Raw genomic sequence first — 26983 nt, forward strand, 5'->3', positions numbered from 1 at the left:
CTTCAGTTCTTTTCGAGGCTTACATCGACTCGGCCAGCAGGGCCTGGTAGTCGGCCACGCTGGCTTCGCGCGGATTGGTCTTGTGGCAGTGGTCCTTGAGGGCGCCCTCGATCACGCGCGGGAACAGGTCGGGCGCGACGTCGAGCGCGGCCAGGCCCGTGGGCAGTCCGAGGCGCGCGCTCATGGCCGCGACGGCCGGCGCCACCTCGTCGCCGCTGCCCAGCCCCATGGCCTGCGCCATGCGCGCGAGGCGCTCGTCCTTGCGCATCGACTCGGCCTGCGCGTTGAAGCGGATCACGGCCGGCAGCAGGATCGCGTTGAGCGTGCCGTGGTGCAGGCGCGGCGCGATGCCGCCGAGCGAATGGCTCAGGCTGTGCACGCAGCCCAGACCCTTCTGGAACGCGAGCGCGCCCTGCATCGAGGCGCTCATCATGTTCAGGCGCGCCGCGCGGTCGCCGGGCGTGGCGGTGGCGCGTTCGATGTGGCGCCAGGCGCGCCGCAGGCCGTCGAGCGCGATGCCGTCGGCCGGCGGGTTGAAGGCCGGCGCCATGAAGGTCTCCATGCAGTGCGCGATCGCATCCATGCCGGTGGCGGCGGTCAGCACCGGCGGCAGGCCCAGCGTGAGTTCGGGATCGCACAGCGCGACGCGCGGCACCAGGTGCGGCGAGAGCACGCCGACCTTGCGGCCGTCGTCGAGGATCAGCACCGCGCCGCGGCCGACCTCGCTGCCGGTGCCGGCCGTGGTGGGCACGGCGATCACCGGCGCGGTGGCCGCGGTGATGCGGGCCACGCCGCCCTCGATGGCCGCGAAGGACTTCAGCGGCCCCTCGTGCGTGGCGCACACGGCCACGCCCTTGGCGAGGTCGATCGGCGAGCCGCCGCCGACCGCGACGATGCCGTCGCAGCGGTGCTCGGCATAGAGCGCCACGGCCGCGCGCATCGCGCGCTCGGTGGGGTTGGAGGGCGTGCCGTCGAACACGACGAATTCGCGGCCCGCGCCGAGCTGCGCCGTCACGCGCTCGAGCACGCCCGCGGCGCGCACGCCGGCGTCGGTCACGACCAGCGGACGGCGGATGCCGAGGCGGTCGCACTCCTGCGCCAGCAGCTGCACGGCGCCGAAGTCGATCTGGATCTGGGTGATGTAGTGGATGAGCGCCATGCGCGGGTTCCTTGTCTCGGCGGTGGTCCGGGTGCCGGTGTCTCGCTCGAAGCGGCACCGGTCGTCGTGGGCCGCGAGTCTAGGAACGCGTGCCGGGAGCGGCAACGTGGATTTACTTGAAGTCCGGGCGAGAAAAATTCACAAGCCGCGGGCCCTGCGGGGCGCGAGTTTTTCTTGAAGACCGCCCCAGTTTTTTTCGTTTGGCCGCGCGCGGACCGCTCCCTAGACTTCGGCCCGTTCGCAACCCGCCCCCTACGAAAGAGACAAGCCGACATGACCTCGCTCATCCTGGTCGAGCGCGACGACCGCATCGCGACCGTGACCCTCAACAAGCCCGACAAGATGAACGCCATGGACCAGGTCATGTGGCAGGGCCTGGCCGATGCCTTCGCCGAGCTCTCGGCCGACGACGAGCTGCGCTGCGTGGTGCTGCGGGGCGCCGGCGGCAAGGCCTTCTCGGCCGGCGCCGACATCGAGGAGTTCCAGCGCAGCCGCGCCAACGCGGCGCAGGCCGCGGCCTATGCCGAGGTCACGCACCGCGCCATGCATGCGATCGCCACCAGCAAGCACCCCACGCTCGCGGTGATCGAGGGTGCCTGCGTGGGCGGCGGGCTCGAGATCGCCACCGTCTGCGACATGCGCATCTGCGGCAGCTCGAGCCGCTTCGGCGTGCCGGTCAACAAGCTCGGCCTGGTGATGTCGTACGGCGAGCTCGGCGGGCTGGTCGACCTGGTCGGCGGCGCGACCGCGCTCGAGATCGTGCTCGAGGGCCGCGTGTTCGATGCCAAGGAGGCCTTCGAGAAGCGCCTGGTGAACCGCGTGGTCGACGACGCCGCGGTGCTCGAACAGGGCTACGCGACCGCGCGGCGCATCGCCAATGGCGCGCCGCTGGTGGCGCGCTGGCACAAGAAGTTCGTGCGCCGGCTCGCGCAGCCCGCGCCGCTGTCGGCCGAGGAGAACGCCGAGGCCTACGCCTGCTTCGACACCGAGGACTTCCGCATCGGCTTCCAGGCCTTCCTGGCCAAGAGCAAGCCGGTCTTCACGGGCCGCTGAGCCCGCCACCCTCTTTTCAGATCCGGAGCCCCCGCGTGACCCTTCCCCTTTCCCGCATCAAGGTCCTCGACGTCAGCCAGATCATGGCCGGCCCCTTCTGCTGCATGCTGCTCGGCGACATGGGCGCGGACGTCATCAAGGTCGAGACGCCCGGCATCGGCGACCAGACCCGCCGCTCGATGGGCTTTCGCCTCAAGGGCGCCGACAGCGGCGGCTTCCTCGCGCTCAACCGCAACAAGCGCAGCATCGAGATCGACCTCAAGAACCCGGCCGGCCTCGAGGCCTTCTACGCCCTCGTGAAGGAGGCCGACGTGCTGGTCGAGAACAACCGCCCCGGCGTGGCCGCGCGGCTGAAGATCGACTACGAGACGCTGCGCCAGCTCAACCCGCGGCTGGTGTACGCGAGCATCTCGGGCTTCGGCCAGACCGGTCCCTGGGCCAAGCGTCCGGGCCTGGACCTGATCGCGCAGGCCATGACCGGCGTGATGAGCGTGATGGGCCACCCGGGCGAGCCGCCGGTGAAGTCGGCGATACCGCTGGCCGACCTGGGCGCGGGCCTGTTCGCGGCCTACGGCATCCTCAGCGCGGTGATCGGCCGCGGCCTCACGGGCGAGGGCCAGTTCGTCGATGCCTCGCTGTTCGAGACCGCGCTGGGCCTGTCGGTGTGGGAATCGGCCGAATACTGGGGCACGGGCCAGGTGCCCACGCCGATCGGCAGCGCCAACCGCATGAGCGCGCCCTACCAGGCGGTGCGCGCCTCCGACCGCCCCTTCGTCATCGGCGCGGCCAACCCCAAGCTCTGGACCGCGCTGTGCGGCGTGATCGGGCGCGAGGACCTGGTGCGCGACGCGCGCTTCACCGACAACGTGCTGCGCATCCGCAACCGCGTGGTGCTGATCGAGGAGCTGGAGCGCGAGTTCGCGCGCCGCACCGCCACCGAGTGGGTCGATGCGCTGCTGGCCGCGGGCGTGCCGGCCGCGCCGATCTACGACTACGCCGAAGCACTTGCGAGCGAACAGGCGGTGGCGCGCAACATGGTGCTGAAGATCCAGCACCCGGTGGAGGGCGAGACACGCGCTTTGGGCTTTCCGGTCAAACTCGGCGGCACGCCCCAGCAGGTGCGGCATCCGGCGCCGCTGCTGGGCCAGCACACCGAGCAGGTGCTCGGCGAGATCGGCATGACGGCCGAGGACATCGCGGCGCTGCGACGCAGCGGCGCTTTCGGCGTGGCGCATGCCGCGGCCGACGCGACGGCGGACTGAGACACACACAGAAAACAACGAGACGGAGACAAGACCATGCAGGAAAGCACCATCGACCTCTCGCGCCGCCGCTGGCTCGGCGCCATCCCCGCGCTCTCGGGGGCGCTGCTGCTCGCGCCCGGCTTCGCACGGGCGCAGGGCGGCGCCTATCCGCACAAGCCGATCGAACTGGTCGTGCCCTGGCAGGCCGGCGGCGGCGCCGACGTGGTGGGCCGGGCCTTCGGCGCGGCGGTCGCCAGGTACCTGCCGCAGCCGGTGGTCGTGATCAACAAGCCCGGCGCGAGCGGCGTGCTCGGGCTGGGCGACGTGGTCAACGCCAGGCCCGACGGCTACCGCATCGTGCTGTCGTCGACCGAGCTGACCTTTCTCAACCACCTGGGCCTGGCGAAGTTCTCGTACAAGGACCTGCGCCCGATCGCGCGGCTCAATGCCGACCCGGCCGCGGTGGTGGTGCGCGCCGACGCGCCCTACGCCACGCTCGAGCAGTTCCTCGAGGCCGCGCGCAAGGGCGACGCGAACATCCGCGTGGGCAATGCGGGCCATGGCTCGACCTGGCACATGGCGGCCGCCGCGCTGGCCGAGAAGACCGGCGCGAAGTTCAACCACATCCCCTATGCCGGCGGCGCGCCCGCGGTGCTGGCGCTGCTCGGCGGCCACATCGACGCGGTGACCGTGAGCACGGCCGAGGTGTCGAGCTACGTGGCCGCGGGCAAGCTCAAGGCGCTGGCCGTGATGGCCGACCGGCGCGTGGCCGACGGCTTCGAGAAGATCCCGACGCTCAAGGAACGCAACATCGACCTGTCGATCGGCATCTGGCGCGGCCTGTCGGCGCCGCGCGGCACGCCCGACGACGTGATCGCGGTGCTCAAGGGCGCGGTCGCGAAGGCCGTGAAGGAACCTGCCTGGCTCGACGCGCTGGCCAAGCTGCACTTCAGCACCGACACCTATGCCGACGACGCCGCGCTCGAGGCGGTGATGGCCAGGGAGAGCGAGTTCTTCAAGGCGCTGGCGGGCAAGATCAACCTGTCGAGCTGAGGCCGGGCACTCGGCCGAGAATCGCGCGATGGCTTTCGAATTCAGCGAACCCTTCGTCGACGCGCACCAGCACTTCTGGAAGCTCGATGCGCATCCCTACCCCTGGCTGCAGGGCGAGACGGTGCCGAACTTCCGCTACGGCGACTACTCGGCGCTCAAGCGCAACTACCTGCCGGCCGATCTCGCGCGCGACACGCGCGGCTTCGCGCCGGCGCGCACGGTGCACATCGAGGCCGAATGGGAGCGCGCCGACCCGGTGGCCGAGACCCGCTGGCTCACCGGCCTCGCGGCCACCGAAGGCCGGCCCTCGGCGATCGTCGCGCATGCGGCGCTCGATCGTGGCGACGTGGCCGAGGTGCTCGCGGCGCAGGCCGCGTTCGCGCTGGTGCGCGGCATCCGCCACAAGCCGGTGACCGCCCCGACGGCCGCCGAGGCCGCGCGCGGCATGGCGGGCTCGATGGACGATGCGCGCTGGCGCGCAGGCTATGCGCTGCTCGAAACGCATGGGCTCTCGTTCGACCTGCAGGCCCCCTGGTGGAACCTCGACCAGGCCGCGCAGCTCGCGCGCGACTTTCCGCGCACGCTGCTGATCCTCAACCACAGCGGCCTGCCCGCGGACCGCGGCGCCGAGGGCCTCGCGGGCTGGCGCCGCGCGCTCGAGCGTCTGGCCGATGCGCCCAACACAGCGATCAAGATCTCGGGCCTGGGCCAGCGCGGCCTGCCATGGACCGAGGAGGCCAACGTGCCGCTGATGCGCGACGCGATCGCGATCTTCGGCGCGTCGCGCTGCATGTTCGCGAGCAACTTCCCGGTCGACAGCCTGGTGGCCAGCTACGAGACCCTCCTGCGCGGCTTCCTCGCGGCCATCGCCGGGCACTCCGACACGGAACGCCGGCAGCTGCTGCACGACAACGCCGTGCGGCTCTACAGGCTCTGAGCCGCGGCCTCGTCCTTCGCGCGCTCTTCGTGCACCCATGACACGAAGGCCGCGATGCGCGCATCGGCGGCGCGGTCCTGTGGATAGACCATGAAGTAGGAGAACTCCACCGGCAGCGTGACGTCGAAGGGCCGCACCAGCAGGCCGTCGGCCAGGTCCTTCATCACCCAGTTCTTCTTCACCAGCGCCACGCCGAGCCCGTCGACCGCCGCGGCGATCACCAGGTGGCTGGGCCAGAACGAGGGGCCGCGCGTCACGTCCACGTCGCTCACGCCCGCATGCTCGAGCCACATGCCCCAGTCGGGATTGCTCACGTCGCTGTAGGTGCTGTTGTCGTGCAGCAGCACGTGGTGCTTGAGGTCGGCCGGCGTGCGCAGTGGATGCTCGCCCTGCATCAGCGCGGGGCTGCAGACCGGGAACACCTCGACCGGCAGGCACAGCTCGGAGTGCAGGCCCGGATAGATGCCGCGGCCGTAGCGCACCGCCATGTCGAAGTCCTCGCGCGTGAAGTCGACCATGTGCTTGGAGGTCGAGATCTCGAGGTCGATGTCCGGGTAGGCCTGCATGAAGCGGCGCATGCGCGGGATCAGCCACTTGACCGCGAAGGTCGGCGGCAGGTTGATCTTGAGCGAGGGCGTGCCCTGCGACTGGCGCAGCTGCTGCGTCGCGTACATCACCTGCTTGAAGGCTTCCTGGATGCCCGGCAGGTAGGCCTTGCCGGCGGCGGTGAGCGCGAGCGACTTGGTGTCGCGCACGAACAGCGCGATGCCGAGGTTCTCCTCGAGCGTCTTGATCTGGTGACTCACGGCCGAGGGCGTGACGAAGAGCTCGTCGGCCGCGCGCGTGAAGCTCAGGTGCCGCGCCGCGACCTCGAAGGCACGCAGCGGATTGAGCGGGGGAATGGGGCGCGACATGGTGAACGGATTCCTTCGGGAGCGGGCACGGGGCGGGGGCGCGGGGCCTTCAATATTTTCTACGCAATGCTTCGAGAAAAACTCGTTTGCCGCGCCGCGCCGCGATTCCTAGACTGCCCTTCGCGCCGACGCACAGCCAGTCGGGACAACGTCAATTGACGCTCAACGCTTTCGGACCAACCCCCATGAACCCAGAACTGCGCGCTGGCGCCCTCACCCGCCGCGAACTCGTGATCGACCGCCCGCGCACCGTCGACTTCCTCGGCGAGGACCTGCGCATCTATGCCACGCCCGAGCTGGTGCGCGACGTCGAGCAGACCTGCCTCGACTTCCTGCTCGATCACGTGGGCGCGGGCGAATCCTCGGTCGGCACCGCGATCGCGCTGAAGCACGTGGGCGCCACGCTGCTGGGCCAGCCGGTGCGCATCGAGGCGCGCGTACGCGCGGTCGACGGCCGCGGCGTGGACTTCGAGTTCACGGTGCACGAAGGCGACAAGGAGGTCGCGAGCGGCACCCACAGCCGCTTCGTCGTCGATGTCGCGCGGCTGCGCGCCAAGGTGCACGCGGCCGTCGCCCAGGGCGCGAACGCCTCGTGAACGCCTGATCTTCCGCGGGCAATTGCCCGCGCCCCGTGCCGGACAGCGGCGCGCCAGCACTTTCGGTGCGGGCGTGCGGCCGTTCCTCACCCGTGCGGCGAACAAAGCCGAATCCGCAACCTGGTTGCATCTTCAAAAAGAAACGAGACAGACCGATGTTCAAGACCCTCGCCTCCGCCCTCCTCGCACTCGCCACCGCCTGTGCCTCGCTCGCCTTCAGCGCTTCGGCCGGCGCGCAGGACCTGACCGGCAAGGTCACGCGCACGCCCACCGGCTACCTGATGGTGCTGCGCAACGGTGACGACGTGCTCGCGCACCTCGAGCGCCTCGCCGTGGTCGAGCAGATACCGAGCGCCAGCATCGTGGGCATCGGCTTCATGCGCGAGGCCACCTTCGGCTTCTACGACTTCGCGAAGAAGGTCTTCAACCCGAAGACCTTCAAGGACGTGGAGCTCGCCAACCTCACGGGCTCGATCGCCTGGAAGGAGGGCAAGCCCTCGATCCATGCGCACGGCATCGTGACCGACGGCACATTCATCGGCGCGGGCGGCCACCTGCTGGGCCTGACGGTGGGGACGGGCTCGTGCGAGATCACGGTGATCCTGCATCCGCAGCGGCTCGAGCGCTTCGTCGATCCTGCCATCGGGGCGAATGTGCTGGGGTTGCATCCGGGCGCAAAGTAAACGCGAAACAGGCGCGCGATGGCAGGGGCTGGCGGGAGCCGAGGACGCGGCGCCGTCACACGGCCTCCCGGTGCCCACACGAAGCCGCCAACGGAACGTGGAGGCGAGGCGTGCAACGCTGGAAACCAGGTTTCCACGCGCATGTGAGCGCCCGACCTCGCCAGCGGCGAATCCCTCGCCCCCTCTTCGACAGGTGTTCGGCATGCCGAACACCCGCGATCAGGTCGATCGGGGGTACGGCGCCAGTAGGCGACGCGCACCCGCCCTGTCCGAGCGTTCGCTCAAGCGAACTTCCCTTTCTCGGGCAAGCGGCGATGCGCGGCGAGGCAAGCCAGCACGCTCGAGATCACGAAGACGAGCGCGAGCGTCTCGAACACGCTCGGCAGCCTGCGCTCCCATGCGAGGCCATAGACGAGCGCGAAAACGGTCTCAAAAAGAATCATCTGCCCGACCACCGTGAGGGGAGCAGGCGACTCATCCGGTTCCACAGGGCATTGCCTGCGATGGAAGCAACCAGGGCCAGAGTCAGCGACACCAAGGCGAATCGCACCCACTGATGCGCGTCGTGGTGCGTCGTCGCCAGGAGCAGGGCCAGTGGCAGTAGAACCAGACTCTGCGCGCCTGTGACGATCCCCGTCAACAGGCTCCAGTCGTGTCCAGAGACACCGTGCACCCGCTTCAGGGCGCGCGCATTGCCCACCGCAAACGCTGTCCAGGACGCCAGCGCCCCCACGGCACACACAAGCCCGAGCCCGCCTGACCCGGACGCCGCCGCGTTCGAAGTAGCCAAAGCCTCCCAACCGATACAAAGCGTGCCGGCGCCACTCAGCAGGAGCGAAGGCACGAGCGCCTTGAAAGGCGCCGCGCCGGTGTCGCGACTACCGATGACGGTCACGGCCACCGGAAGGAACCCGATCACCAGCGAGGTCATGGCGATGCCTCCCATCTGCACCGCGCCCGACAACAAGATGTAGTAAACGATGTTCCCAGTCAGGGCGAGCCAGGACAAGGTGAACCAGTGCGATCGCGACAAGTTCGTCGTCACCTGCCGCCAGCGCGGCGCAAGCATCAGCGCGGCGAGGACGCCATAGCACAAGTATCGACCGATGCTCAATTGCAGCGGATCGAAGTCCTTGACCAAGGCCGGTGCCAGAAAAACCAGACCCCACAGTGCGCCGGCACCCGCGCCGCAGGCCACCCCCAGGAGGGGGTGGGAGGGGGCCGCGCCGACAGGCCGTGCGTTGGAGATGGAGGTCATCCGCGCACTTTATATTCGCCGCCCTGATTAAATCACCCGAAAATCACCACCCGGACGCACTTTTCACTCGACATGGCACCCAAGCCCTCGGCCACCGAATTCGCGCTCGACCGCCAGGACCGCGAGATCCTGCGCATCCTGCAACGTGACAACAAGACACCGCAGCGGGTGATCGCCGAGGAGGTCCATCTGTCCGCGGCAGCCGTGCAGCGGCGCATCGCGGCGATGGAAGCGGCGGGCGTGATCATGAAAAACGTGGCGATCGTCGATCCGGAGGCGGTGTCGGCCACCATCACGTCCATCGTCGAGGTACAACTCGTCGACGAGCGAGCGTCGACGGTGGATCGCGCCAAAGCGCTTTTTCGGGACACGCCCGAAGTGCAACAATGCTTCTACGTGACGGGTGGCGTCAGCTGTGTGCTCATCATCGTCGCACCCAACATGCGCAGTTACGAAGGTCTCACGCGGCGCTTGTTTGCGCAGAACGAGGCCGTCAAGAGTTTTCGCTCGCTCGTGGCGCTCGATCGCGTGAAGACCGACACATCGATCGTGATTCCCTGAGCAAAGAGAGACCGCATGCGATCGCATTGGCCCGCGGCCGCCAGCGAATCACGAGGGCGGCCGCACCGGCCGGACAGCTAGCCCAGCTCCGCCAGAAGGGCGCGGGCACGGGCCAAGCACCCATCTTGCCCGCGGGACGCGGGCACGTCGGCGCCACCAGCTGCAACGATCTCCTGCAGCAGCGTGCGCATGCGCGGCGCCGCACACATCAGACGCACGACTTGCTCGAAGGTGAGGAGCCGGCCATCAGGCCCCGCGGCCAGGGCGGGACGGTGAACTTCCCCAAGATTGCGCCCCTGCGCATCGAAAACCAGGGCCCAGTGACGATCGACGCTGAGCGCGTAGCGCCACACGATCGAAGCCTGTGGTTCGCGCGGACCGCCGGCACCAGACGCGCCGCCTGCGGCGGCGGGCACGAATGGTGTACGAGGATCGGAGCTGTCCATGGTGAGTCGGCCTTTCTGTGAGGTGACGGGCCGGCTCCCGCGGAGCCGCCTCGACGCCATGACGGCGAGGACCGCGCGGGCGCCAGGGCCCGCCCGCAAGCCGCAGCCCGCAGCAAAGCGCAGGGACCGGGTGAGGACGGGGGCGCAGCCGCACCCTGGCGCCCGCAAGGCCCGCAGCCAGGCGTCGGAAAGAGGCGGTCCCGGGAACGGCCTGACACCCGGCAGCGACCCGAGGGCGGCGCCGGACACCTCTGTGAGCACACCCCAGACCGTCCTTCCAAAGACGCAAGAGGCAGCGCCCCTCGCACGAAAGAAGGAAAGAATGAATGAACAAGAGAAGGGAAGAAGCACAAACAAATGCCGGCAGCCCAGCTGCCGGCACAGACCGACCGCTCAGGCCTCGATCCGGCCCGCCAGGCGCGCCGCGACTGCATAGGCACTGAGCGGGCGCGTCGCCTGGAATCCCACGTCCTGCTCGATCGGCAGGCGCAACGGCCCCCTCAGGCAAGCCAGCGTGTCAAGACTCACGCATCCCAACTCGGGATAGCCCTGACCCAAATCGCACAAGCCGAAGGCGATCGTCGGATCGTCGGGATCGATCTCGCTCAGCAACCACGTCGCGCCGGCATCCGGCGTGAAGAGCTTGACCACCGGTGACGGATCGAAGAGTTCGTCGCGCGCCTCAAATTCGCGCGATGCGCGGCCATTCGCGACAAGTCGCCGAACCTGTTCGTCGCTCAAAAAGAAGTACGAGAAAGTCATGTGACGCTCCAAGAAAAGGGCGGGATTGCCCAGGACCGTCACGGTCACGCCGAAGCGCAGCGGTCAAGGCTCGAAGACGGCCGCAGGCCGCCAGCGCGCAGAGCGCGCGCAGGCCTTGACAGCGAGAACGGCGTGGCACGCTCACGGTCATGCGAGCCAGCCCCGCCACATCACCACGCCTCTCAAGCACGAGGCGAAGCGAGTCGTGCGCTCCACACAACAAGACCCGCGGGCCCAAAGCCCGCGCTGACCAGTAACCCGCGCACAGCGCGCTGGCCACCGCCCAAAAAAAAAGCGCCACCGCGATACGCCCCCCCACGCCATGTCGTGCCCTGCCAGCACGAGGCGAAGCGAGTCGTGCGCTCCACACAACAACACCCGCGGGCCCAGAGCCCGCGCTGACCAGTAACCCGCGCACAGCGCGCTGGCCACCGCCCAAAAAAAACGCGCCACCGCGACACGCCCTCCCCCACGCCATGTCGTGCCCTGCCAGCACGAGGCGAAGCGAGTCGTGCGCTCCACACAACAACACCCGCGGGCCCAAGCCCGCGCTGACCAGCGACCCGCGCACAGCGCGCTGGCCACCCCCTTAAAAAAACCAGCCACCGCCGCTGCGCACGACGCTGGTGGAAGCGGATTGCTGCAGCGACATGCCATCGCTCGTTGTTCGCGAGGTCATGCATCCGCGCGGTCCGTCATGCGTCAGAACACGAGCTCAGGCAAAAAAGCCTGCCGCCCGCACATTCACGGGCGGCAGGCTCAGGCGCGCTCTGCGCGGGCTGGATGCTCGGTATCAATCCAGCCGGCTAGGCCTCATGGTCCGGTTGGTCACGACCAGCGTCCGAGACCGGATCGCCATCCGGCCCAGCCCGGTTCAGGGCTTCTTCTCCCCCATCGTTCTTCTCTTGCTCGGCTTGCGCGTCCTCGCAGGCGCGCGACGTACCGGCAACCAGCGGCCGCAACGGAACAGGCAGCCAACGCGTGCCTTCGAGCTTGGCTGCGCAATAGTCCGCGGCCTCGGACTTCTTCATGGCGGCGACTTCCTTGGTGCAGTCGATGCCACTGGCTTCCCTGACCGCCTCTACCGCCTTGGCCTTGCTCACGTTGTGCAGGTAGTTCGCAGCACTTGGCGTCCACCAGTCGGCCATGTCCAGGCCGAGCGCCTCGGCGATTGCATCGCTCTGGTTGCGCCGGCGTTCACGGCCCTGGATCGCATCGATGCTGCGCGCCGTGCAATAGGCCAGCAGCTGCAGCAAGGTCTGACGCTCCTGCGAAAGCAGCCAACGGAAGGTCGCGGCCGGATCACGAGGCAGGCGCTCGCCCCAATCGCTCGCGGCGCGCTCCAGCAGCGCGGCGGCGGGTGTATGGACGTAGTCGCTCGCATGCTCGGCGAGCGCGAGGTCTCCTGTTGGCCGCACCGTCACCCTCACGATGTCATTGCCCCGGTCATAGAGATCGAACACCGTCTCGACCATGCGGTGCACCAGCGTCGCGAGTGCCACGTCGACGTCCTGCGTGAGCGCGGCCTGCAAGGCGGCGGTGCGATGGGCCGTGAGGTCGCGCATCAGCTTCTCGCTGAAGACGGCGCGTCGTTTGCCGGCCTCGGCCGCCTCACCGCTCTCGCTGCCCCGCTCTGCCTTGCTGACCAACCCGTCGCCGTCTTCGGTGCCAGCGCCGCAGGCTCCATCATGGGCGGGCTCGCGCCGAAGCAGCCCACGATGCACGACGAGCGTTCCGTCGCTGTCGATGCGCAGCATCGCACCACACCGTCCCATCTGCTCGGGCGTCCAGACCCGCAGCGAGGCGCGCGCCGCATCGATCCGGTCGTCGAGGTCACTCAACAGACCCGACAGCCGCACTTCCTCGGCCTCGTAGGCGTCATCGCCATCGCCATCGAACTGCAGTGACTTCGCCTCGTTCTGATCGTAGGCCGCGTCGAGCCGCTCGCGCTCGGTCTCCAGCGCGGCCAACATGCCAGCCTCCGCGTCGCTGGGTGCACGTTCGGACGGCGCCTGCTGCCCATAGGCGCGCAAAGCCAGCCGATCTGCATCGATCAAGCCTTCGACCCACGCCCAGCCCTCGGCGCGCACCTCTTCGGCCGCCGCTTGCAGCTTCTCCGTGGCGAGCTGGCGCAGCAGCCCCGGTGCCTCCAGATAGATGCCCGAGCGGCCGCTATCGTCATTGGCGAACAGGTCGCGCCGGACCTTGCCACCTCGTGCCTCGTAGGTCTCGACGCCCACGAAGCGCGCGAGTTGGCTTTCCGCGGTGGCTGCGCCTTCGGTCAGGAGGCGTCGGATGGTCCAGGCGTCCCGTCGATAAGTGGGCAGGCCGTCCCACACGGCCTCCTGGGCCTTGTGGTTGTCGGTCAGTGCCAGCGCGTGCAGCATGTCCGACGCGATGCTCCCTTCCCGGTACATTGCGAGGAAGCGTGGCGCAAGCCGGGCGAGCTTGAGACGGCGCTCGACGGTCAGCGGTGCCACGCCGAAGCGCACAGCGATCTGGGCCACGCTCTGGCCCGCTTCGACCCGCGCCAGAAAGGCCTCGGCCTCGTCGGCTGGGTGCATCGCTTCGCGCCCCGAGTTCTCCGCCAGCGAAATCTCCACCGCTTGCGCGTTGTCGTACAGCCGGCACTCCACGGGCCTGGCAGCCGACCATCGCCCGTAGCTGGCGAGCTTGTGCAATGCCAGCAGACGTCGCCCCCCGGCGATGACGCCGAACCGACCATCGGCCAGGGCGACCACGGCAAGGCGATGCAACAGGCCCTGCGCATCGATGAGCGCGGCGAGTTCCTCCACGCCACCCGCGCTGCGGACCTTGCGGACATTGGCGTCGTCGAGCACCAGTTGATGCAGCGGCACGTCGATGTCGCGCGCCGGCGCGGCGGCAATGGCACCGGACTCGTTCGCAACCGGTTTCTCGTGGGTGGGATTTTGCGGCGGGGCAGCCTTCGAAGGCTGCGCCTGGGTCGTGTCGCCGGCGTGCTTGGGCCTTTCAACCCGCGGCGTCTTCGTGGCGGCACCATCGCTGGCAGCGGCGGGCGCCACCTTGGCCCGGACGGTGGCGGTGCTCGCAGTGGTGTCCGCAGGGGTCCGTGCAGTCGCTCTGGCAGTCATGTGCGTTTCCTTTCGATCGCTTCAGTGCGTGAATCAGTGAATGAATGGATGGATGGATGCATGGACGAAGCCCTGCCGGATTCCTAGATTCAGAGCCCCTCGTGAAAGGGTTCCGGATCGCATCGGCCGAGCTGCCGAGCCTGGCCGCCGTCTTCCTGAGTTCTTCGCCCGGTGACACAGCGCGCACGCTCGGACGGGAGAGCAAGGGGGAAGCATTCGTAACGCGCAGCGTTATGAACACCCCCTTGCAGGCGCAGCCGGTCGCCCGGCCGCGCGGGTGCACGGTCGCCGAGAAGGTGAAGCACTCAGGAAGACGGCAGCCCCCAGACGCCGGGCCGGGGCGCACCGGAACCGCCGCGCGGCGAGCGCCCCCACCTGCCGCAGACAGGTCTGATCGAGGATCTGGGGCCGCAGGCCCCGCGCCAGGGATGCGCAAGGCGGCTGCAAGCCGTCCCCGCAGGGGATGAGCGCAAAGGCGCGAACCTGGAGCAGCCCGACAGCAGCGAAGCCGCTGGGGCGCCCTGCATGACTTCACCCATGGCGCTGGCGTTCTCGCTGCAACACCGATCGCATCCGGCGCCAGCAACCCGCGAGCGCTTTGTCCACCGAACGCCGGCACAACACGGTACACACGACAACGCGACACACACGCCCAGCGCAGGCGCAAACTAGCCAACCCACATGTCGGCACCTCAAAAGGGAGAAGCAAGAACCCGCCTGCTGTTGGCAGTTGCAGTTGCTGAGCTCGAGCTATTTAAAGATCGACAGCCTGCGCGGTACCTTTTATCGGCTAGGACACCGTCGAACGCAAGGTGCCTGAGCCCGGTCTACCCGCGGAGCGAACTACATGAGTTCTTCCAACGAGGCCGCGACCGAGGACTGTCGGAGCATGTACCGGCTGTACCCTTGAAGCCATCGCGGTCCGGGGCTCTGGACGGTCGGGCAAGGCTTCGCTGACGTTTTGACGTTCAGGCATCTTGCACTTGTCAAAGGCCAGCTGATCCGCGCTATTCGCTATTCGCGAATAGGGAATGCCATACAAAATGGATCTCAAACCGCAAGGCTTTATTGTATTGCTCAAGGGGGGTGGCATTTCGATGCCGAGGTTTGTACTTTCCGGGGGTGAATGCGTGATCCGAGAAACAGTGACGACGACTCGATTTTCGACTTCTTCGACGGCTGTGATGATGACGCAAGGTCGATTCTTAACTCCCTCCGTCTGCCCTTTTTTTTTCGTGATTCCACAAGTAGGCAAACGAGACGACGAGACCTACCTCGGGTTTCGGAAAAGTCATGCACTTAGTCGCGCAGCAGTGCGTTCAAGGCATCGTGACTTGAATCCATAGCGCTGCTTGACAGCGCCTGAATCGCTTCAGCTGGCAGGTCTTGGACCTCATATGACTTTGTCGCGCGGGCCTTCAGGCGTTCGAACTCGTCGAACTCCTTTCTCGAAATAAAGTACCCAGTCACGCGGTTATGGCTAGTGACTGCCACAGATTCAGCTTGAACCATCTCGCGGTAGTGGCCGAAATTCTTCGCGAACTCGCTTGCGGAAACAGTAATCATGAGGAAATCTCCGTAGAAGCACCATTTTCGTGAATTACGTAAAACGTCAAGTTCCCTCCAAGGGGTAGTCGCTTGGTGATAGCAAGCTCCCGCAGACAGCGCGCTTTTTGAACGAAGTCAGAGCGCGCCGCCCGCGGCGGGGCAGGTAGCCAGTCGGCCATGCAAAACCCTGCCACCCCGCATGAGCACTGGGTTTCTGCGGCTGCAGTTTGGTGTGAGATCCCCTGAAAATCAACGCACCTCGATATGATTTCTTCCGGCAGCCGATGGCCGAGATGATCGATGCACGCCACCGCTGGTGATGCTGGCCAGCCAGTTGCCCTGGGCGCAGATGGAGACCGCGCTGGTACCGGAGTTTGCCCGCCAGGTATGCGAAGGCCGGACCGTTGCGCAGGGCGATTTGTCAGGCCCCAGCGTGCGGGTCGCCAGCGCAGTTGCTGCCGCCGCCGGGCGCCCGCAACTTCCCCTGCGTCGGTGGGCCAGCCTGATGCACTTCAAGCATGCCTACCACCTCAGCGACGAGGAATTGGTGCAGCGCTGGCCCGAGAACATCGTCGGGCAGCACTTCAGCGGCATGCGGTTCTACGAGTGCGTCTGCCGTGCGATGCCACGCAGCGCGGGTCCTTCCGATTGGCCATCGGCGAGGCTGGCGTGGAGGAATTGCTCTAGGCCACCATCGACCCGGCTGTCACCAGCAACGCCATCGAGCCGGCCAAGTTCTAGCGGCCGATCGTTGACACCACGGCGCAGAAGAAAACGATAGCTCACCGGTGACTCGCGTCTGCTGGAGATCGCCCGCCACAAGGCGGTAGCTTTGGCCGAGCACGCGGGTATTGCCTTGAAGCAGGTGCGCATCTTCCCGCGCCCAGTGATCGCGCGCCCGGAGCGCTCCCGCCTTCTTCTCCGCGCGGCTGCTTGCGATTCTCTCGAGCGCGGCCTCCCAAGGCCCGAAGTCCTTCGGCAATTGGCCGGCGCCGGACACCTTGTGAAGGTGCTCGCCGTCGGCCCCGCCTTCCAGACGTGGTCGAAGTAGAGCGCGCCCAGGGTGGTTTCTGCGTTCCGGTGCTCCGTGAAGGCCTTCTGCGCTTGGGAGATCCGGGCGGTCAGCCGCCTCGCACTCCGGGTATGCCGTCAATCAGCTCGTGCAAAGACGCGCTGCGCGATGTCGTCAACAGTGTCGAAGCTCGGGCTCAGCCTGCCCTGTGGGGATGCATGAGCGCGGCGGCCATGATCGGCTTGGCCCATCGCGGCACCTGGTCCAGCGCAACGTGGCCAACGACCTGCCCGTTTTCCATATGCAACAGCAACCGGGGTTGCGGTTTGCGTCCTGCCTTGGGATCGCCTTCGGCGCTGTTGTCGTAGACCCGCAAGCTCGCCAGCAGCGGCAACAACCGGATCAGGTTGGAGCGGCTTGTCTCATAGCGTTCTCGGATCTTTGCTTCCGGGATGTCATGGCCACCGGCAGCGACCCGACCCTGCACGCGCGCAACATGAAGTTCGGGCGAGGAAAGTCCGGCGTACCAAAGATGCACCTGGGCGCCCTGGCGCGCCCCGTCGGCGAGCATCTGAGGGATTGTCCTCGCGCCCAGGGTTGTCTCGAAGGCAAAGTTGAATCCCTGCGCCAGGGCTCGCTCCAGACCCTTGCGTCCGAACTCCCAGGCCCGGGCGTTGGCCTCCTCGGCCGTCAGGCCCGGATTGGCATCCAGCACCACGCGGGCTGCCAAGTCGGGGTTGAAGTAGTCGACCTTTTTCTGGAGCAACGCGGCGCCGCCCACACTGCTCTTGCCGGCGCCGTTGACGCCCGCCAGCACAAAGATCCTTGCCGGCATCAGCCGCGCGAAGCAGGCGCGGCCGGGGCAGCCGGGGCAGCCGCAGCGACCGCCGCCTCACCCAGCGCCGAAGAATTCATGGCAAATGCATCGTCCATCGCGCGTGCAGCCGCCTCGCCCTGCATGCGCGCAAACATGTCGTCGAAGCGGTGCGTGAGGGCCTCGAGGTCCGGCTCCGACGCCTGCTCCATCTGCAGGTAGCGCTCCACCGACATCAGCACCATGGCGGGCTTCTCGTGGCGCGTGATCACCACCGCGCCGCGCGCCATCACCGTGCTGGCGACCGCCTGCATGCCCGAGGCCAGCTTCGTCGCAGAAAACGACGGCAGATCGCGCGCCAAGCGCTCGATGTCGGAGGAGCCGACGGTCGCGGAAACGGCAGCCATGGAAGATCCTTCAAAACCAGAGTTTCTATATTTTACCCATTTTATGGGTTTTGGGTAAAACACCTCCTACCATACCTCACCGGTGGATCAGGAGCGAGCGAGCACCACGCACCATCGCACCATCCAAACTGCCGCAGGCGCTTCGGCCCAAGCTGGCATCGGGGAGCCACAATCCCCCGATGACCATGCGCACCCAGCCGCCCTCGCCTATCACCTCGCAGTTCGCCAACCACCCGTGGGCGCCTGCGCTGGCAGCGGACGGCTACACGGACATCTGCGAGCGCGAAGGCCAGTTATGCGGCATTCGCCGATTCAACTTCACCACCGCCGTGGTCGTCGGCGTAGACCCGGTCGGCTATCACCGCCGCTACTGCTACGAACATGCACACGAGGCGCGCCAAGCACTGGCCGCCTGGGATGGCAAGGGGCATCCTGGCGGCCCCTGGATCAAGTGCAAGGGTGCTGGCATCGAACTGTTGAATCCTGCTCTGACCTGCTGAGCGCTCAAGTCGGCGTGAGCATTCGCGCCAGGCGAGCAATGCTTCGCGCAAACAATACACCGCGCGTAGCGCTATCTGCGCCCAAGGTTGCGCACCGACGCATGCGCACACCCTCCATCGCCTCAGCGACGGCGACGCTGCCGCTCAACCCAAAGCGTTGCGCCCAGCATGCACCACCAAAATGGTCAGGCTTCAGACCGCCGTCTCCGGGCGACAACGGCTGGTCGGCTCTCTCGGAAGATCTGCGCTCTCATAAAACAACACCCAAACAGATCGCGCTGCTACGCGCGCGTGGCCGGAGCACGCTTGCCGCGGGACAGAACTGCAAATTCACTGAAGATCCATGCAATGGCCGTTGGGACCTTGCGCGCGTCGATGCTCTGGCTTTCCTGGCCCAAGTAGATTCTCAGCTCTTGAGCGGGTCCACCTCCCGTGCGATCACTCGGATGAATGCGAAGTGCTTTACGCGCAGCGACTTGCAAGGTATGGCGAAATCCTTGATTGAGCTTCATGCGTTCCAGGGGTCCAACACTTTCAGCCCTCGGATGCTGACGAAATCGCTGGTGTTGCGGGTGACCACAGTGAAACCGTGCGAAAGCGCAGTGGCGGCGATCATCGAATCGCGTCGAGCTCTTGGATCGGGGACATGCATGGGCGCGCACAACAGCGCCTCACGCTCGCCGAAAGCTAGGATCCGCTCAGCGAATGCCTTATGGACGGCTGTGGCCCACCGACGCAGCGCTTGTCCCTGGGGCGGTGAACGGCGCTCCAGGCGCACGATGCCTTCCTCCTGTTCGAGAATGGTGATGGCCGAAAGGAAAAACTGGTTCTGTGGAACTGTTCCAGCCCAGCGCCGGACCTCTTCTGATTGGCCGAGCTTTCCTGGACGCAGTTCGGCCAGCACATTGGAGTCGAGCAGGTACACCCTTAGACCTCGGGGCGCAGCTGGATGGCCGTCGGAGTGATCTCGAAGTCTTCGACTTCCGACGTATCGGGCATGCTGTCCATCAGCTCAAGCAGCGAAACCGTACTATCGCCGTCGCCTCGGGAGAGCGCTCGATAGTCGCCGATGTTGAGGAGCACGAAGGCAGGTTCGCCGTGGTCGGTGATAAAGAGCGGACCTTCCTTGGCCAGGTGCTTCGCGCTGCTGACGTTGTGGCCGAACTCGCGGCTCGTGATCACGTGGGGGGCATTCATTTCCATCTCTCCTGAAACCTATAGGGCCGTTGTTTCCAGGTCTTCAACACCTGATAGTCGCATTCCTGCAGCACAGTCCGAACGTCTTCGGCCGCCTACAGCGCGTGCTCACCCGATTCAGCATGAACGCGGTCGCCATCGAGCATGCAGAAATACCAGCCAAAAGGCACGCCCACGCGCCGATCGATTGCCTGCAGCTTGACGTAAAAGTTGTAGACATCGCCGTTGCGGCTCGCACCTCAGCGAGCTTCTCCCGAAGGGTCCAGGCTGATAAGTTAGACGCCTTCCCTGCTCGCCGGTTCTCGCCGGTTGTGAGATTGGTCCAGCCGTCGAGCTCCATGATCCAGTGATCGCGCGGTGGCGCGACGCTGCGCCCAGCGCTCCTGGCAGCCCCGTCGTTGAAGATGCGACGTGCCCTTGCGAGAAGCGATTGAATCTCAGGTCTATCCGCGAGTACGCGCGGCGTCCTGTGCCCCGACTCCCGCCGGCAAGCCGCAGCGACCTGCGCCAGACCGGCATCTCGATGTCGTATTCCTCGCGCAGACTCATGACTGCCCTTGACCAAATCGAGCGATGCTGCGGGACCGCGGTCGCCAAACAGTAAATGTAGCTACCGAAGCCACAAATGTCAAGACACAGCCGTTTGCTTGCTAACGGCGATAGCCATCAAGCGGTTTTTCCGCGTAACTGGAGAAAACGGCGTCTATTCGTGGAAATGCGTTCGCCTAAAGTGCAGGAATGTGTTTCTGAATTCGTGTGCCCCTGAGCCACGTCACGAACCTGGGCTCTGGTGTGCATCTTGGCCGTGGTATCAATCTTGGCGAGCAGCCATTGATGACGGAGGCGCTCGCGCCGGCCGCGGCGTCGACCGCCAGGCCGTGATGAGCATGACGCTGGGCGACTGGATCGACTCCAGACACAGCGTGCTGATCACCGGGCCGACCGGCGGGGTCAAGTCGTGACTTGCCTGCGCGCTGGCGCAGTCCCTGAACGGCACAAAGGGGTTCGCCATCCTCCATCGCGCTCACGCTGCGTAGCACGACATCCCTTTCTCGTCCGATGACGCCTTGCCTTCACGAGAGAAGACTTTCGACTCGCAGCACGCGTGCTGCGCAATCCAGTGACATGTCTCGAGGCGCCGACCAAGCGCTGGAGCTGGATGCTGTTGTGTATGGCGACGCGCTGCGCTCACCGAGCGCCGAACGGCAAGGCCGTGCGCGACGCTACGGCGTCCGCCCACCGAAAGCATCGAGGCTTGCCTTTCATCCGTCCGCCGGGCTCGAAGCGCGCAACCGCTACAGCGGCGCAGTCTCAAAAAATGGGGCGCGCAGCGCCCCGGCCTCGTTCAGACGAGGCCGCGCTCGGCCATGGACACCGTGCGACTTCCAGCGACGACGACGTGATCCAGCACCCGCACATCGATGAACGCCAGCGCGTCCTTCAGCGCCGCCGTCAACGCCAGGTCCGCTCGTGACGGCTCGACCATGCCCGATGGATGGTTGTGCGCCAGGACGACGGCCGCGGCGTTGTACCGCAGCGCACGACGCAGCACCTCGCGCGGATAGACGCTGGTCTGCGTGAGCGTGCCGCGAAACAGGTCCTCGAACGCGATCAGCCCATGCTGCGCATTCAGAAACAGCACCGCAAAGCTTTCGTGCCCCTGCCCTGCGAAGTGCAGCTTCAGATAGTCTGCCACCGCCTTCGGCGAACCAAAGGTCTCGCCCGGCAGCATCTCCTCGACAAGCAGCGCACGCGCCACTCGAAGACCGCACAGCAACGACTCTCCGCCGGGCAACGACGCATCCCGCGCGGCACCGACCAGCCGATGTAGCGATCGCCCATGCGCCTCGTAAAGCCGCACCGCGTCAGCGCCAAGTAGCGAATTCAACGCTACAAGCACTTCACACTCGGTGCGCACGGCCATAAAGGACGACGCCAAGGATTCGGACGACTCCGCGCCAGCGGATGCAGAGGAAGCGGGTGTGTTCATGAGGAAGAACTCCTGTGGATGACACAGGCGGGATTGCCTGCGAGACCCCGCCACCCCGTCGCAGCGCAGCGCTCAAGACCGCCGCAGGCGCGCGGGCACGCGCCGAGCACGCGAAGCGCGCGCAGGGCCTTGAACGCGAGAACGATGGGGTAGCCTCAGGGCTCACAGGCAAGCCCTCCCCAGCCCCCCAACGCCAACGAAGGGATTCGAAGCATTGCGCTCACGGTCGCGGTCGTCTGCGCCCCAATGTCGTCATGCGCCGCAAAGCACCAAGACACGCGCCAATCAAGCTGCCCACGGCGTAACGCAGCGCGCGAGCGCTCGTTCCGGCCACGCGCCCAAGTGCACGGCACTTGAGCAACGCTTCACGCCCCGAGTAAGAGGGTCGCGTTGCGACCCTGAAGAAGCGCCCGGCGCATCCATGCGCGTCGATGCGCTTCCGAGCGCCGACCGCGCTTCAGTCGGTGCTGCGGCCCGACCATGGCCTGCAGCTGCGCGATCAGCCCAGGCTCCACGAACACGCAAGGCTTGTCAGCCGCCAGCCTGACGTCGAACAGCCGATCGAACACTTCGCGCTTCAGGTGCGCAATCTGACCGGTGCGATACGCCTGCTCCGGACGGAGGTTGCCTTGGGCCGACGCAGCTCCACTGCGTCGCGGATCGCATTCGACCAAGGCAACGAACCCCGCGTCGAACATCTTGCGATGCTCGGCGCACAGGCCCCAACTTGTCTGCGTGTGCCGCCCCATGCTCGCGCGCAGACGTCGATCGAGCAGCAGGTGGCCGGTTTCGAAACTGACGCCGCACACCAGGCAGACATGCTGCTCCATCGACACGTGCGATTTCTCATTCATGATGATCTCCGGTTGTCGGGCGGGATTGCCCGAAACCGTGGCCCGCACGGCGCAGCGCAGCGGTCAGGGGTCTATGACGGCCGAAGGCCGCCAGCGCCGCACAGCGGCGCGCAGCCCTTGACGGCGAGAACGCCGTGCTACGGTGAAGGTGCCAGCAAGACCGCACACCCCGCCCCACGCCCTTCGCTCTCCAACGCGGCGCTTAGTGCGAACGCGGGATCTCAAGCACGCGTCGACTCGCCAAGGCCGATGCCACTGGCCGCGACAGCGGCTTCTACCGGGTTGCGAACCGGGCCCGGCACAGAACGAGTGGCACGCATCCCGGATGCCTACAAGAGGCAAGCAAAAAACCGACTCGTCCGAGTCAGGCTCGCTTGTTCATCCAAATGAGAAATTTGGTGGCCGGGGCTGCCTCGAAAAACCTCCCAACCCGCGCCGACACTAGCTTTTCCCTGACTGTCGTGGTTACCGGGCTCACCGTTGGGCACACCAGACCAGCAGCAGCGATTGATTCCGGTTTGGGACCTGATCGCTACTGGCGATTTAACCCACCTCGCTGGGGTGATGTGTAGTCGCCTTCGTTGCATTTCTTCTTTTTTTACTGACAAGTAACTAGCAAATGCAACAAACTCCAGCATGTTCTCGACTTCGACACGCGAACAAGCCGTCCTGGCGTTGGCCAAACAGCGGCCGCTGCTGCGCGCGCGGAATCTCGCCACGCATGGCCTTCCAACGATGGTGCTCAGCCGGCTGGTCGCCGCAGGCCAGCTCGAACGGGTCGCCCGTGGTGTCCACAGCCTGCCGGGGCGCCCACTGAGCGAGCACCGCTCGCTGGCAGAGGTCGCACTCCGCGTGCCGCAGGGCATCGTCTGCTTGCTGTCGGCGCTGCGCGTCCATGAGATCGGCACGCAAGCACCATTCGAAGTGTGGATCGCGATTCCCCGCAACTCGCCAACACCCAGGCTCGACCAGCCCGCGCTGCGCGCCATCCGCATGTCCGGCCCCGCACTGTCCGAAGGCGTCGAACCCATGCAGATCGACGGTGTCAGCGTGCCAATCTTCAACGCGGCCAAGACCATTACCGACTGCTTCAAGTTTCGCCACAAGATCGGCCTTGACGTGGCGCTTGAAGCGCTGCGCGACGGCTGGGCGCAACGCAAGGTGACGATCGATGCACTCTGGCACTACGCCACGATCGACCGCGTATCCAATGTGATGCGACCCTACCTCGAAAGCGTCACGACGTGAGCCGCAACATCGCAGCCTCGATCCGCGCCCGCTTGAAGCAACATGCGGATGCAAGGAAGCAGGACTTCAACCTGACGCTCAACTTTGATGTGGAGAAACGTATCGAAGTGAGCGAGCCACTAGCCCAGGCCGTGGCGGACCTTCAAAGCTTGCTCCAGCCGAACCGGTGCGGCACCTTGTCGATGCTGAAGTCTTCCAGCCTTGTGGCCGAGGTCTGGACGCCAATTTTTCGCTCGAATGGCTCGGCGACGGTGCCGTCAGGCCCTTCCACCCTGTCGATATTGACTAAGTGCCGTATTGTCGATCCTGCTGCGGAAGATTGGCCAATCGCCGGCAACCGGCTTCGCCTCGAGCGAGGAGGACGCCGGCAGCTACACTCGAACAGCGTGACATCCGGTGGCTGTGCACCTGAGAGCGTCTTGGCAAAGAACACGACACAAGGCCGCCAGTGCGAGCTCGCCGCGATCACGCCCAACGCTAAGGCGGCGTCGACAAAGCGAACACGCGAGAGGGCTCCGGCCTCGAAGACCCGTTAGCCGATGCGTCGCGTGTCCATCACAAACCGGGCGTTTCTGAATGGTTCTCCATAGATGCGCTGAAGAGATACCGGTCGGTTGTCTACCGCGTAACTGCGCAGCTCGAGCATGAAGCATGGGCTGGACTGGTCGCAGCCCAAAGAGGCGGCGACATCTGCGGGCATTGCATCGAAACCAACAAGTTGCTCTACGCGCAGAACCGGCACCGAAAGCGCCTGGCTCAACGACTCGCGCAGGTTGGTGCTGTCGGTGACTTCGGAAGGTAGTGAGGCATAGGCATGCTCCGACAGATAAAACTGCGCATGTAGCACGAACTGACCGTTTACATCAACGCGTCGGTCGATGCGTACCAATGCCTCGTCAGTGCCGAAGAAGTCCACGATGTCTCGCTTGGGCTTGATCTTCTTGTGCCCCAGAACATGCCAATACAAAGGCAAGTCATTTCCTCGCGCGTCGCAGAAACGGACGTAATGCGCATTAAGTGCGGCGCCCATTCCGCGCACGAAGCTGCCGCGGCCGTGCTCTCGGATCAATACGCCACGATGCTCGAGTTTCTGAAGCGCCCGCTGCACAGTGCCGACGCTGACATCAAAATCGAGGGCAAGTTTGCGCTCCGACGTCACGCGGTCGCCCTCTTGCAACTCACCCGCAGCGATGCTGGCCAGGATCGAATTCACGATCTGCTGGATCTTGGTCGTTGAAGCTTGCGCGACGTCCCCTTGCTGCATGGCGTATCCCGGATGGTTAAGAAACCGCTACACAGCAGTTTAACTTGCCGCGGTACAACGAGAGGCTGCGCGTCGCTGATTTCGAGCTCAAGTAATGCCAGCGCCAGCGCAATGATGAGCGACAGGTTCATCGGGTCTCGATTGCATCGACGCCGCCAAGCAAAGGGCGGCCGCTACTGCGCGATGTGCTTGCTCGAGAGTACAAAGGTCGCGCGTTGACACGACGTCGATTACCCACATCCGCTGCTGCGCATCGAACGATGCCTCCTTGCAACCGGTTCTTTCGTCGCGCCGACATCCGACCGCCAGCCCCTGGACCGCAATGGGACTGCGTGGCAACGCGGTGGACGACGATTCGGTCCCGCTGCAGCGCGTTCTCGGCGAGCGCTTGCGCAACGTTCGCTTCCTGGTAGACATAAACCACATCGGCTGAGTGCCAGAGATCCTCGGCTCGACGAGTTCAACTGCTGTATTGCAGTTCGCCGACCAACTGCTATAGTGCAGTTTTACTTTAGGCCAAGGTTTCTGTGTCGGCGGCGTCTGCCACGAACCGTTGCCCACAACTTCTCGCGAAGGATCCCACATGATTTTGAGATCGAGATGGATTGCACTGGCGCTGGCTTGCGCGGGCCTCGTTGGCCTGGGAACCCCGGCGCAGGCAGCTGATCAGCCTGTGCGGCTCGGCTGGTACGGCGCGCCCCGGTTGTGGGTGATCGGAAAGGCTACGGCCCTGTTCGAAAAGAACATGGCCGCCAAGGTCGAATGGGCGCAGTTTCCTTCCGGTGCCGCGGCGCTGACTGCGCTTGCGTCCAAACAGGTCGACATTGCGCGGATGGGTTCCTCTCCCACGGTCGCCGGGATTGCGCGAGGGCTTCCCGTCGACGTGATCGCCATTGCCGAAGTCATCTCCACGTCCGAACGACTCATCGCCCGCGCTCCGATCTCGTCCATCGCGGATTTGAAGGGCAAGCGCGTCGCGTATCCGCCAGGCTCGACCGCGCACTACGCGCTGATGGCGGCCTTGAAGGTCAACAAAGTCGCGCCCAAGGACGTGACACTCGTTTCGCTGGCACCTTCCGAGATGGTGGCCGCCTGGCGTCGCGGCGACATCGACGCAGCGTATGTCTGGGGACCATTCACGCAATCAATGGAGGCAGCCGGCGGAAAGGAAATCCTCAGCACGCGCCAGCTGCAGAAGGACGGCTACTTCGTCTTCAACACCTTCGTGGTCCGCAGGGAGTTCGCGGCGCGGTATCCGGACAAGGTGGTCGGCTTCCTTCGCGCGCTTGACCAATCCGCCGATGCGTACAGGCAAGACAAGGACGCCGCGATACAGCTTGTGGCCAAGCATTTGAATCAGGAAGAGTCGCAGGTGCGCGCCACGCTCGAGGGCCTTTACACGCCGCCCAACGCCGAGCAGCTTGAAATGCTCGCCCAAGGTGGCAAGGTGGCGCCAGCCATGATGGACACCGGGCGCTTCTTGGTCGAACTCGGAGAAATCCGCTCGGCGGATTTGCCCTCGAGCTTCGCGCCAGCGCTCAACACCACGTACATGAAGCGTGCGTCGGGAAGATAGAAGGCGCCAAGATGCGACGCTCGAGACAAACCTTGGTCAGTACCGTGGCCGTGGGATCGGTTTTCCTCGCATGGCTGGTGGTCGGCGAGAACAAGCTCGTCGACCCCTTGCTTCTGCCCGGTCCACGCGAAGTGTTCGAGACAGCGACGACGCTGATCACGGACGGATATCGCCAGGTCCCGCTGTGGCAGCACGTGCTCGTCAGCCTTGCGCGGGGCATGGCGGCCTTCGCCGCCGCGGCCGCCACCGGCATTCCCCTGGGCCTGATGATGGGGCGCTTCGCCACCCTCAACGCCATCTTCGACCCTTTCGTGCAGTTCCTGCGGCCGCTGCCGAAGCTCGCGTTGATTCCGCTCGTGATCGTCTGGTTCGGCATCGGCGAGTTTTCCAAGTTCCTGCTGATCTATCTCTCTACTTTCCTCACGGTGGTAGTGAGCGCCGCGGCCGCGGTGACCGGCGTCCAGGAAGACAGGATTCGCGCAGCGCAGTCCCTTGGCGTGAGCCGCACGCAATTGTTTCGCTTCGTGATCCTCCCCAGCGCGATGCCAGAACTGTTTACCGGCGTACGCGTGGCGATCGGCATCGGCTGGACCACGCTGATCGCCGCCGAGATGATCGCGTCGAGCTCCGGCCTTGGCTGGATGGTCATCAACGCGAGCTCCTACCTTCGGACCGACGTGGTGCTGCTCGGCATTCTGCTGCTCGGCGGCGTTGGCTATCTGCTCGATCTGGCGCTGGTGACCGCGCAGCGCATGAGCGTTCATTGGTCCGGAAAGGGTTAAGACATGGACAGC

General features: G+C 65.8%; 27 protein-coding genes and 2 pseudogenes. 13 read left to right on the forward strand and 16 right to left on the reverse strand.

Annotation, left to right across the window (positions count from 1 at the left end; genetic code table 11):
- Nucleotides 1-19 precede the first annotated feature (19 nt).
- Nucleotides 20-1159: an iron-containing alcohol dehydrogenase gene (locus ACHMXE_RS05000; RefSeq protein ID WP_209542261.1), complete on the reverse strand. Its 1140-nt coding sequence runs from the start codon at nt 1157-1159 to the stop codon at nt 20-22.
- A gap of 273 nt (nt 1160-1432) precedes the next feature.
- Between ACHMXE_RS05000 and ACHMXE_RS05005 the strand changes: the two genes are divergently transcribed.
- The 4 genes from ACHMXE_RS05005 to ACHMXE_RS05020 are packed head-to-tail and all read left to right on the forward strand — an operon-like array spanning nt 1433 to nt 5446.
- On the forward strand, nt 1433-2212 hold the full coding sequence (locus tag ACHMXE_RS05005; protein ID WP_093352737.1) for an enoyl-CoA hydratase/isomerase family protein: 780 nt from the start codon (nt 1433-1435) through the stop codon (nt 2210-2212).
- Between the two features lie 35 nt (nt 2213-2247).
- On the forward strand, nt 2248-3474 hold the full coding sequence (locus tag ACHMXE_RS05010) for a CaiB/BaiF CoA transferase family protein (RefSeq protein ID WP_395347079.1): 1227 nt from the start codon (nt 2248-2250) through the stop codon (nt 3472-3474).
- Between the two features lie 36 nt (nt 3475-3510).
- Nucleotides 3511-4509, forward strand: a complete 999-nt coding sequence (locus ACHMXE_RS05015; protein ID WP_395347080.1) for a Bug family tripartite tricarboxylate transporter substrate binding protein — start codon at nt 3511-3513, stop codon at nt 4507-4509.
- 28 nt (nt 4510-4537) lie between these two features.
- On the forward strand, nt 4538-5446 hold the full coding sequence (locus ACHMXE_RS05020; protein WP_395347081.1) for an amidohydrolase family protein: 909 nt from the start codon (nt 4538-4540) through the stop codon (nt 5444-5446).
- Here ACHMXE_RS05020 and ACHMXE_RS05025 read toward each other — a convergent pair.
- Entirely contained in the window at nt 5434-6360 is a 927-nt protein-coding gene (locus ACHMXE_RS05025) for a transcriptional regulator GcvA (RefSeq protein WP_093352749.1), read from the reverse strand. The genes ACHMXE_RS05020 and ACHMXE_RS05025 overlap by 13 nt on opposite strands.
- A 185-nt stretch (nt 6361-6545) precedes the next feature.
- On the opposite strand from ACHMXE_RS05025, the gene ACHMXE_RS05030 reads away from it, so the two are divergent.
- Nucleotides 6546-6956, forward strand: coding sequence for a thioesterase family protein (locus tag ACHMXE_RS05030; protein ID WP_395347084.1), 411 nt, complete (start codon nt 6546-6548; stop codon nt 6954-6956).
- A 155-nt stretch (nt 6957-7111) separates the two neighbouring features.
- A complete protein-coding gene (locus tag ACHMXE_RS05035; protein ID WP_209542264.1) occupies nt 7112-7639 on the forward strand; it encodes a PPC domain-containing DNA-binding protein in 528 nt (175 codons plus the stop codon).
- A 281-nt stretch (nt 7640-7920) separates the two neighbouring features.
- Here the strand turns inward: ACHMXE_RS05035 and ACHMXE_RS05040 are convergent, their stop codons facing one another.
- Together ACHMXE_RS05040 and ACHMXE_RS05045 are read right to left on the reverse strand one after the other, a co-directional pair.
- Nucleotides 7921-8094, reverse strand: coding sequence for a hypothetical protein (locus tag ACHMXE_RS05040; protein ID WP_395347086.1), 174 nt, complete (start codon nt 8092-8094; stop codon nt 7921-7923).
- Nucleotides 8079-8897 (reverse strand): EamA family transporter, encoded by an 819-nt coding sequence (locus tag ACHMXE_RS05045; RefSeq protein ID WP_395347088.1) that lies wholly within the window; start codon nt 8895-8897, stop codon nt 8079-8081. Before ACHMXE_RS05045 ends, ACHMXE_RS05040 begins: the two co-directional genes overlap by 16 nt.
- Before the next feature lie 72 nt (nt 8898-8969).
- Between ACHMXE_RS05045 and ACHMXE_RS05050 the strand changes: the two genes are divergently transcribed.
- A complete protein-coding gene (locus ACHMXE_RS05050) occupies nt 8970-9458 on the forward strand; it encodes an Lrp/AsnC family transcriptional regulator (RefSeq protein WP_209542266.1) in 489 nt (162 codons plus the stop codon).
- 77 nt (nt 9459-9535) lie between these two features.
- Here the strand turns inward: ACHMXE_RS05050 and ACHMXE_RS05055 are convergent, their stop codons facing one another.
- From ACHMXE_RS05055 to ACHMXE_RS05070, 4 genes are all read right to left on the reverse strand, one after another.
- On the reverse strand, nt 9536-9904 hold the full coding sequence (locus tag ACHMXE_RS05055) for a hypothetical protein (RefSeq protein WP_395347090.1): 369 nt from the start codon (nt 9902-9904) through the stop codon (nt 9536-9538).
- 393 nt (nt 9905-10297) lie between these two features.
- Nucleotides 10298-10666, reverse strand: coding sequence for a DUF2958 domain-containing protein (locus ACHMXE_RS05060; RefSeq protein ID WP_203206467.1), 369 nt, complete (start codon nt 10664-10666; stop codon nt 10298-10300).
- An 806-nt stretch (nt 10667-11472) separates the two neighbouring features.
- Nucleotides 11473-13779 (reverse strand): ParB/RepB/Spo0J family partition protein, encoded by a 2307-nt coding sequence (locus ACHMXE_RS05065; RefSeq protein WP_395347092.1) that lies wholly within the window; start codon nt 13777-13779, stop codon nt 11473-11475.
- A 1299-nt stretch (nt 13780-15078) separates the two neighbouring features.
- Nucleotides 15079-15345, reverse strand: a complete 267-nt coding sequence (locus ACHMXE_RS05070) for a type II toxin-antitoxin system Phd/YefM family antitoxin (protein ID WP_203206465.1) — start codon at nt 15343-15345, stop codon at nt 15079-15081.
- A gap of 266 nt (nt 15346-15611) precedes the next feature.
- Here ACHMXE_RS05070 and ACHMXE_RS05075 point away from each other — a divergent pair.
- Nucleotides 15612-16192, forward strand: a pseudogene (locus ACHMXE_RS05075) (transposase); the annotation flags it as partial.
- Between the two features lie 343 nt (nt 16193-16535).
- On the opposite strand, the gene ACHMXE_RS05080 reads toward ACHMXE_RS05075, so the two are convergent.
- A complete protein-coding gene (locus ACHMXE_RS05080) occupies nt 16536-17174 on the reverse strand; it encodes a zeta toxin family protein (protein ID WP_203206464.1) in 639 nt (212 codons plus the stop codon).
- Nucleotides 17174-17560, reverse strand: a complete 387-nt coding sequence (locus ACHMXE_RS05085; RefSeq protein WP_203206463.1) for a hypothetical protein — start codon at nt 17558-17560, stop codon at nt 17174-17176. Before ACHMXE_RS05085 ends, ACHMXE_RS05080 begins: the two co-directional genes overlap by 1 nt.
- Nucleotides 17561-17739: 179 nt before the next feature.
- Between ACHMXE_RS05085 and ACHMXE_RS05090 the strand changes: the two genes are divergently transcribed.
- Nucleotides 17740-18060 (forward strand): hypothetical protein, encoded by a 321-nt coding sequence (locus tag ACHMXE_RS05090; protein ID WP_395347095.1) that lies wholly within the window; start codon nt 17740-17742, stop codon nt 18058-18060.
- A gap of 281 nt (nt 18061-18341) precedes the next feature.
- Here ACHMXE_RS05090 and ACHMXE_RS05095 read toward each other — a convergent pair whose 3' ends face one another.
- From ACHMXE_RS05095 to ACHMXE_RS05115, 5 genes and pseudogenes are all read right to left on the reverse strand, one after another.
- Nucleotides 18342-18572, reverse strand: a complete 231-nt coding sequence (locus ACHMXE_RS05095; protein ID WP_203206461.1) for a hypothetical protein — start codon at nt 18570-18572, stop codon at nt 18342-18344.
- Entirely contained in the window at nt 18569-18985 is a 417-nt protein-coding gene (locus tag ACHMXE_RS05100) for a type II toxin-antitoxin system VapC family toxin (RefSeq protein WP_209542275.1), read from the reverse strand. Before ACHMXE_RS05100 ends, ACHMXE_RS05095 begins: the two co-directional genes overlap by 4 nt.
- A 2-nt stretch (nt 18986-18987) precedes the next feature.
- Nucleotides 18988-19257 carry a type II toxin-antitoxin system Phd/YefM family antitoxin gene (locus ACHMXE_RS05105; protein WP_057607292.1) on the reverse strand — a complete coding sequence of 90 codons (270 nt, stop codon included), beginning with the start codon at nt 19255-19257 and terminating at the stop codon, nt 18988-18990.
- 1345 nt (nt 19258-20602) lie between these two features.
- Complete coding sequence (gene radC / locus ACHMXE_RS05110; RefSeq protein ID WP_395347098.1) at nt 20603-21247, reverse strand: DNA repair protein RadC; 645 nt, start codon at nt 21245-21247, stop codon at nt 20603-20605.
- Between the two features lie 479 nt (nt 21248-21726).
- Nucleotides 21727-22101 (reverse strand): annotated as a pseudogene (locus ACHMXE_RS05115) (ATPase); the annotation flags it as partial.
- 636 nt (nt 22102-22737) lie between these two features.
- Between ACHMXE_RS05115 and ACHMXE_RS05120 the strand changes: the two are divergent.
- Both ACHMXE_RS05120 and ACHMXE_RS05125 read left to right on the forward strand, forming a co-directional pair.
- On the forward strand, nt 22738-23349 hold the full coding sequence (locus ACHMXE_RS05120) for a type IV toxin-antitoxin system AbiEi family antitoxin domain-containing protein (protein ID WP_395347100.1): 612 nt from the start codon (nt 22738-22740) through the stop codon (nt 23347-23349).
- Complete coding sequence (locus tag ACHMXE_RS05125; protein ID WP_203208543.1) at nt 23346-23885, forward strand: hypothetical protein; 540 nt, start codon at nt 23346-23348, stop codon at nt 23883-23885. The genes ACHMXE_RS05120 and ACHMXE_RS05125 overlap by 4 nt, the downstream gene beginning before the upstream one ends.
- Here ACHMXE_RS05125 and ACHMXE_RS05130 read toward each other — a convergent pair.
- Complete coding sequence (locus ACHMXE_RS05130; protein WP_203206456.1) at nt 23882-24613, reverse strand: GntR family transcriptional regulator; 732 nt, start codon at nt 24611-24613, stop codon at nt 23882-23884. The two genes, ACHMXE_RS05125 and ACHMXE_RS05130, sit on opposite strands and share 4 nt — an antisense overlap.
- Nucleotides 24614-25196: 583 nt before the next feature.
- On the opposite strand from ACHMXE_RS05130, the gene ACHMXE_RS05135 reads away from it, so the two are divergent.
- Nucleotides 25197-26189 carry an aliphatic sulfonate ABC transporter substrate-binding protein gene (locus ACHMXE_RS05135; protein WP_395347103.1) on the forward strand — a complete coding sequence of 331 codons (993 nt, stop codon included), beginning with the start codon at nt 25197-25199 and terminating at the stop codon, nt 26187-26189.
- 32 nt (nt 26190-26221) lie between these two features.
- Entirely contained in the window at nt 26222-26971 is a 750-nt protein-coding gene (locus ACHMXE_RS05140; protein ID WP_395347105.1) for an ABC transporter permease subunit, read from the forward strand.
- Nucleotides 26972-26983 lie beyond the last annotated feature (12 nt).

This window comes from Variovorax sp. UC122_21 (genome assembly GCF_044056785.1).
In the GTDB taxonomy this organism is placed as follows: domain Bacteria; phylum Pseudomonadota; class Gammaproteobacteria; order Burkholderiales; family Burkholderiaceae_C; genus Variovorax.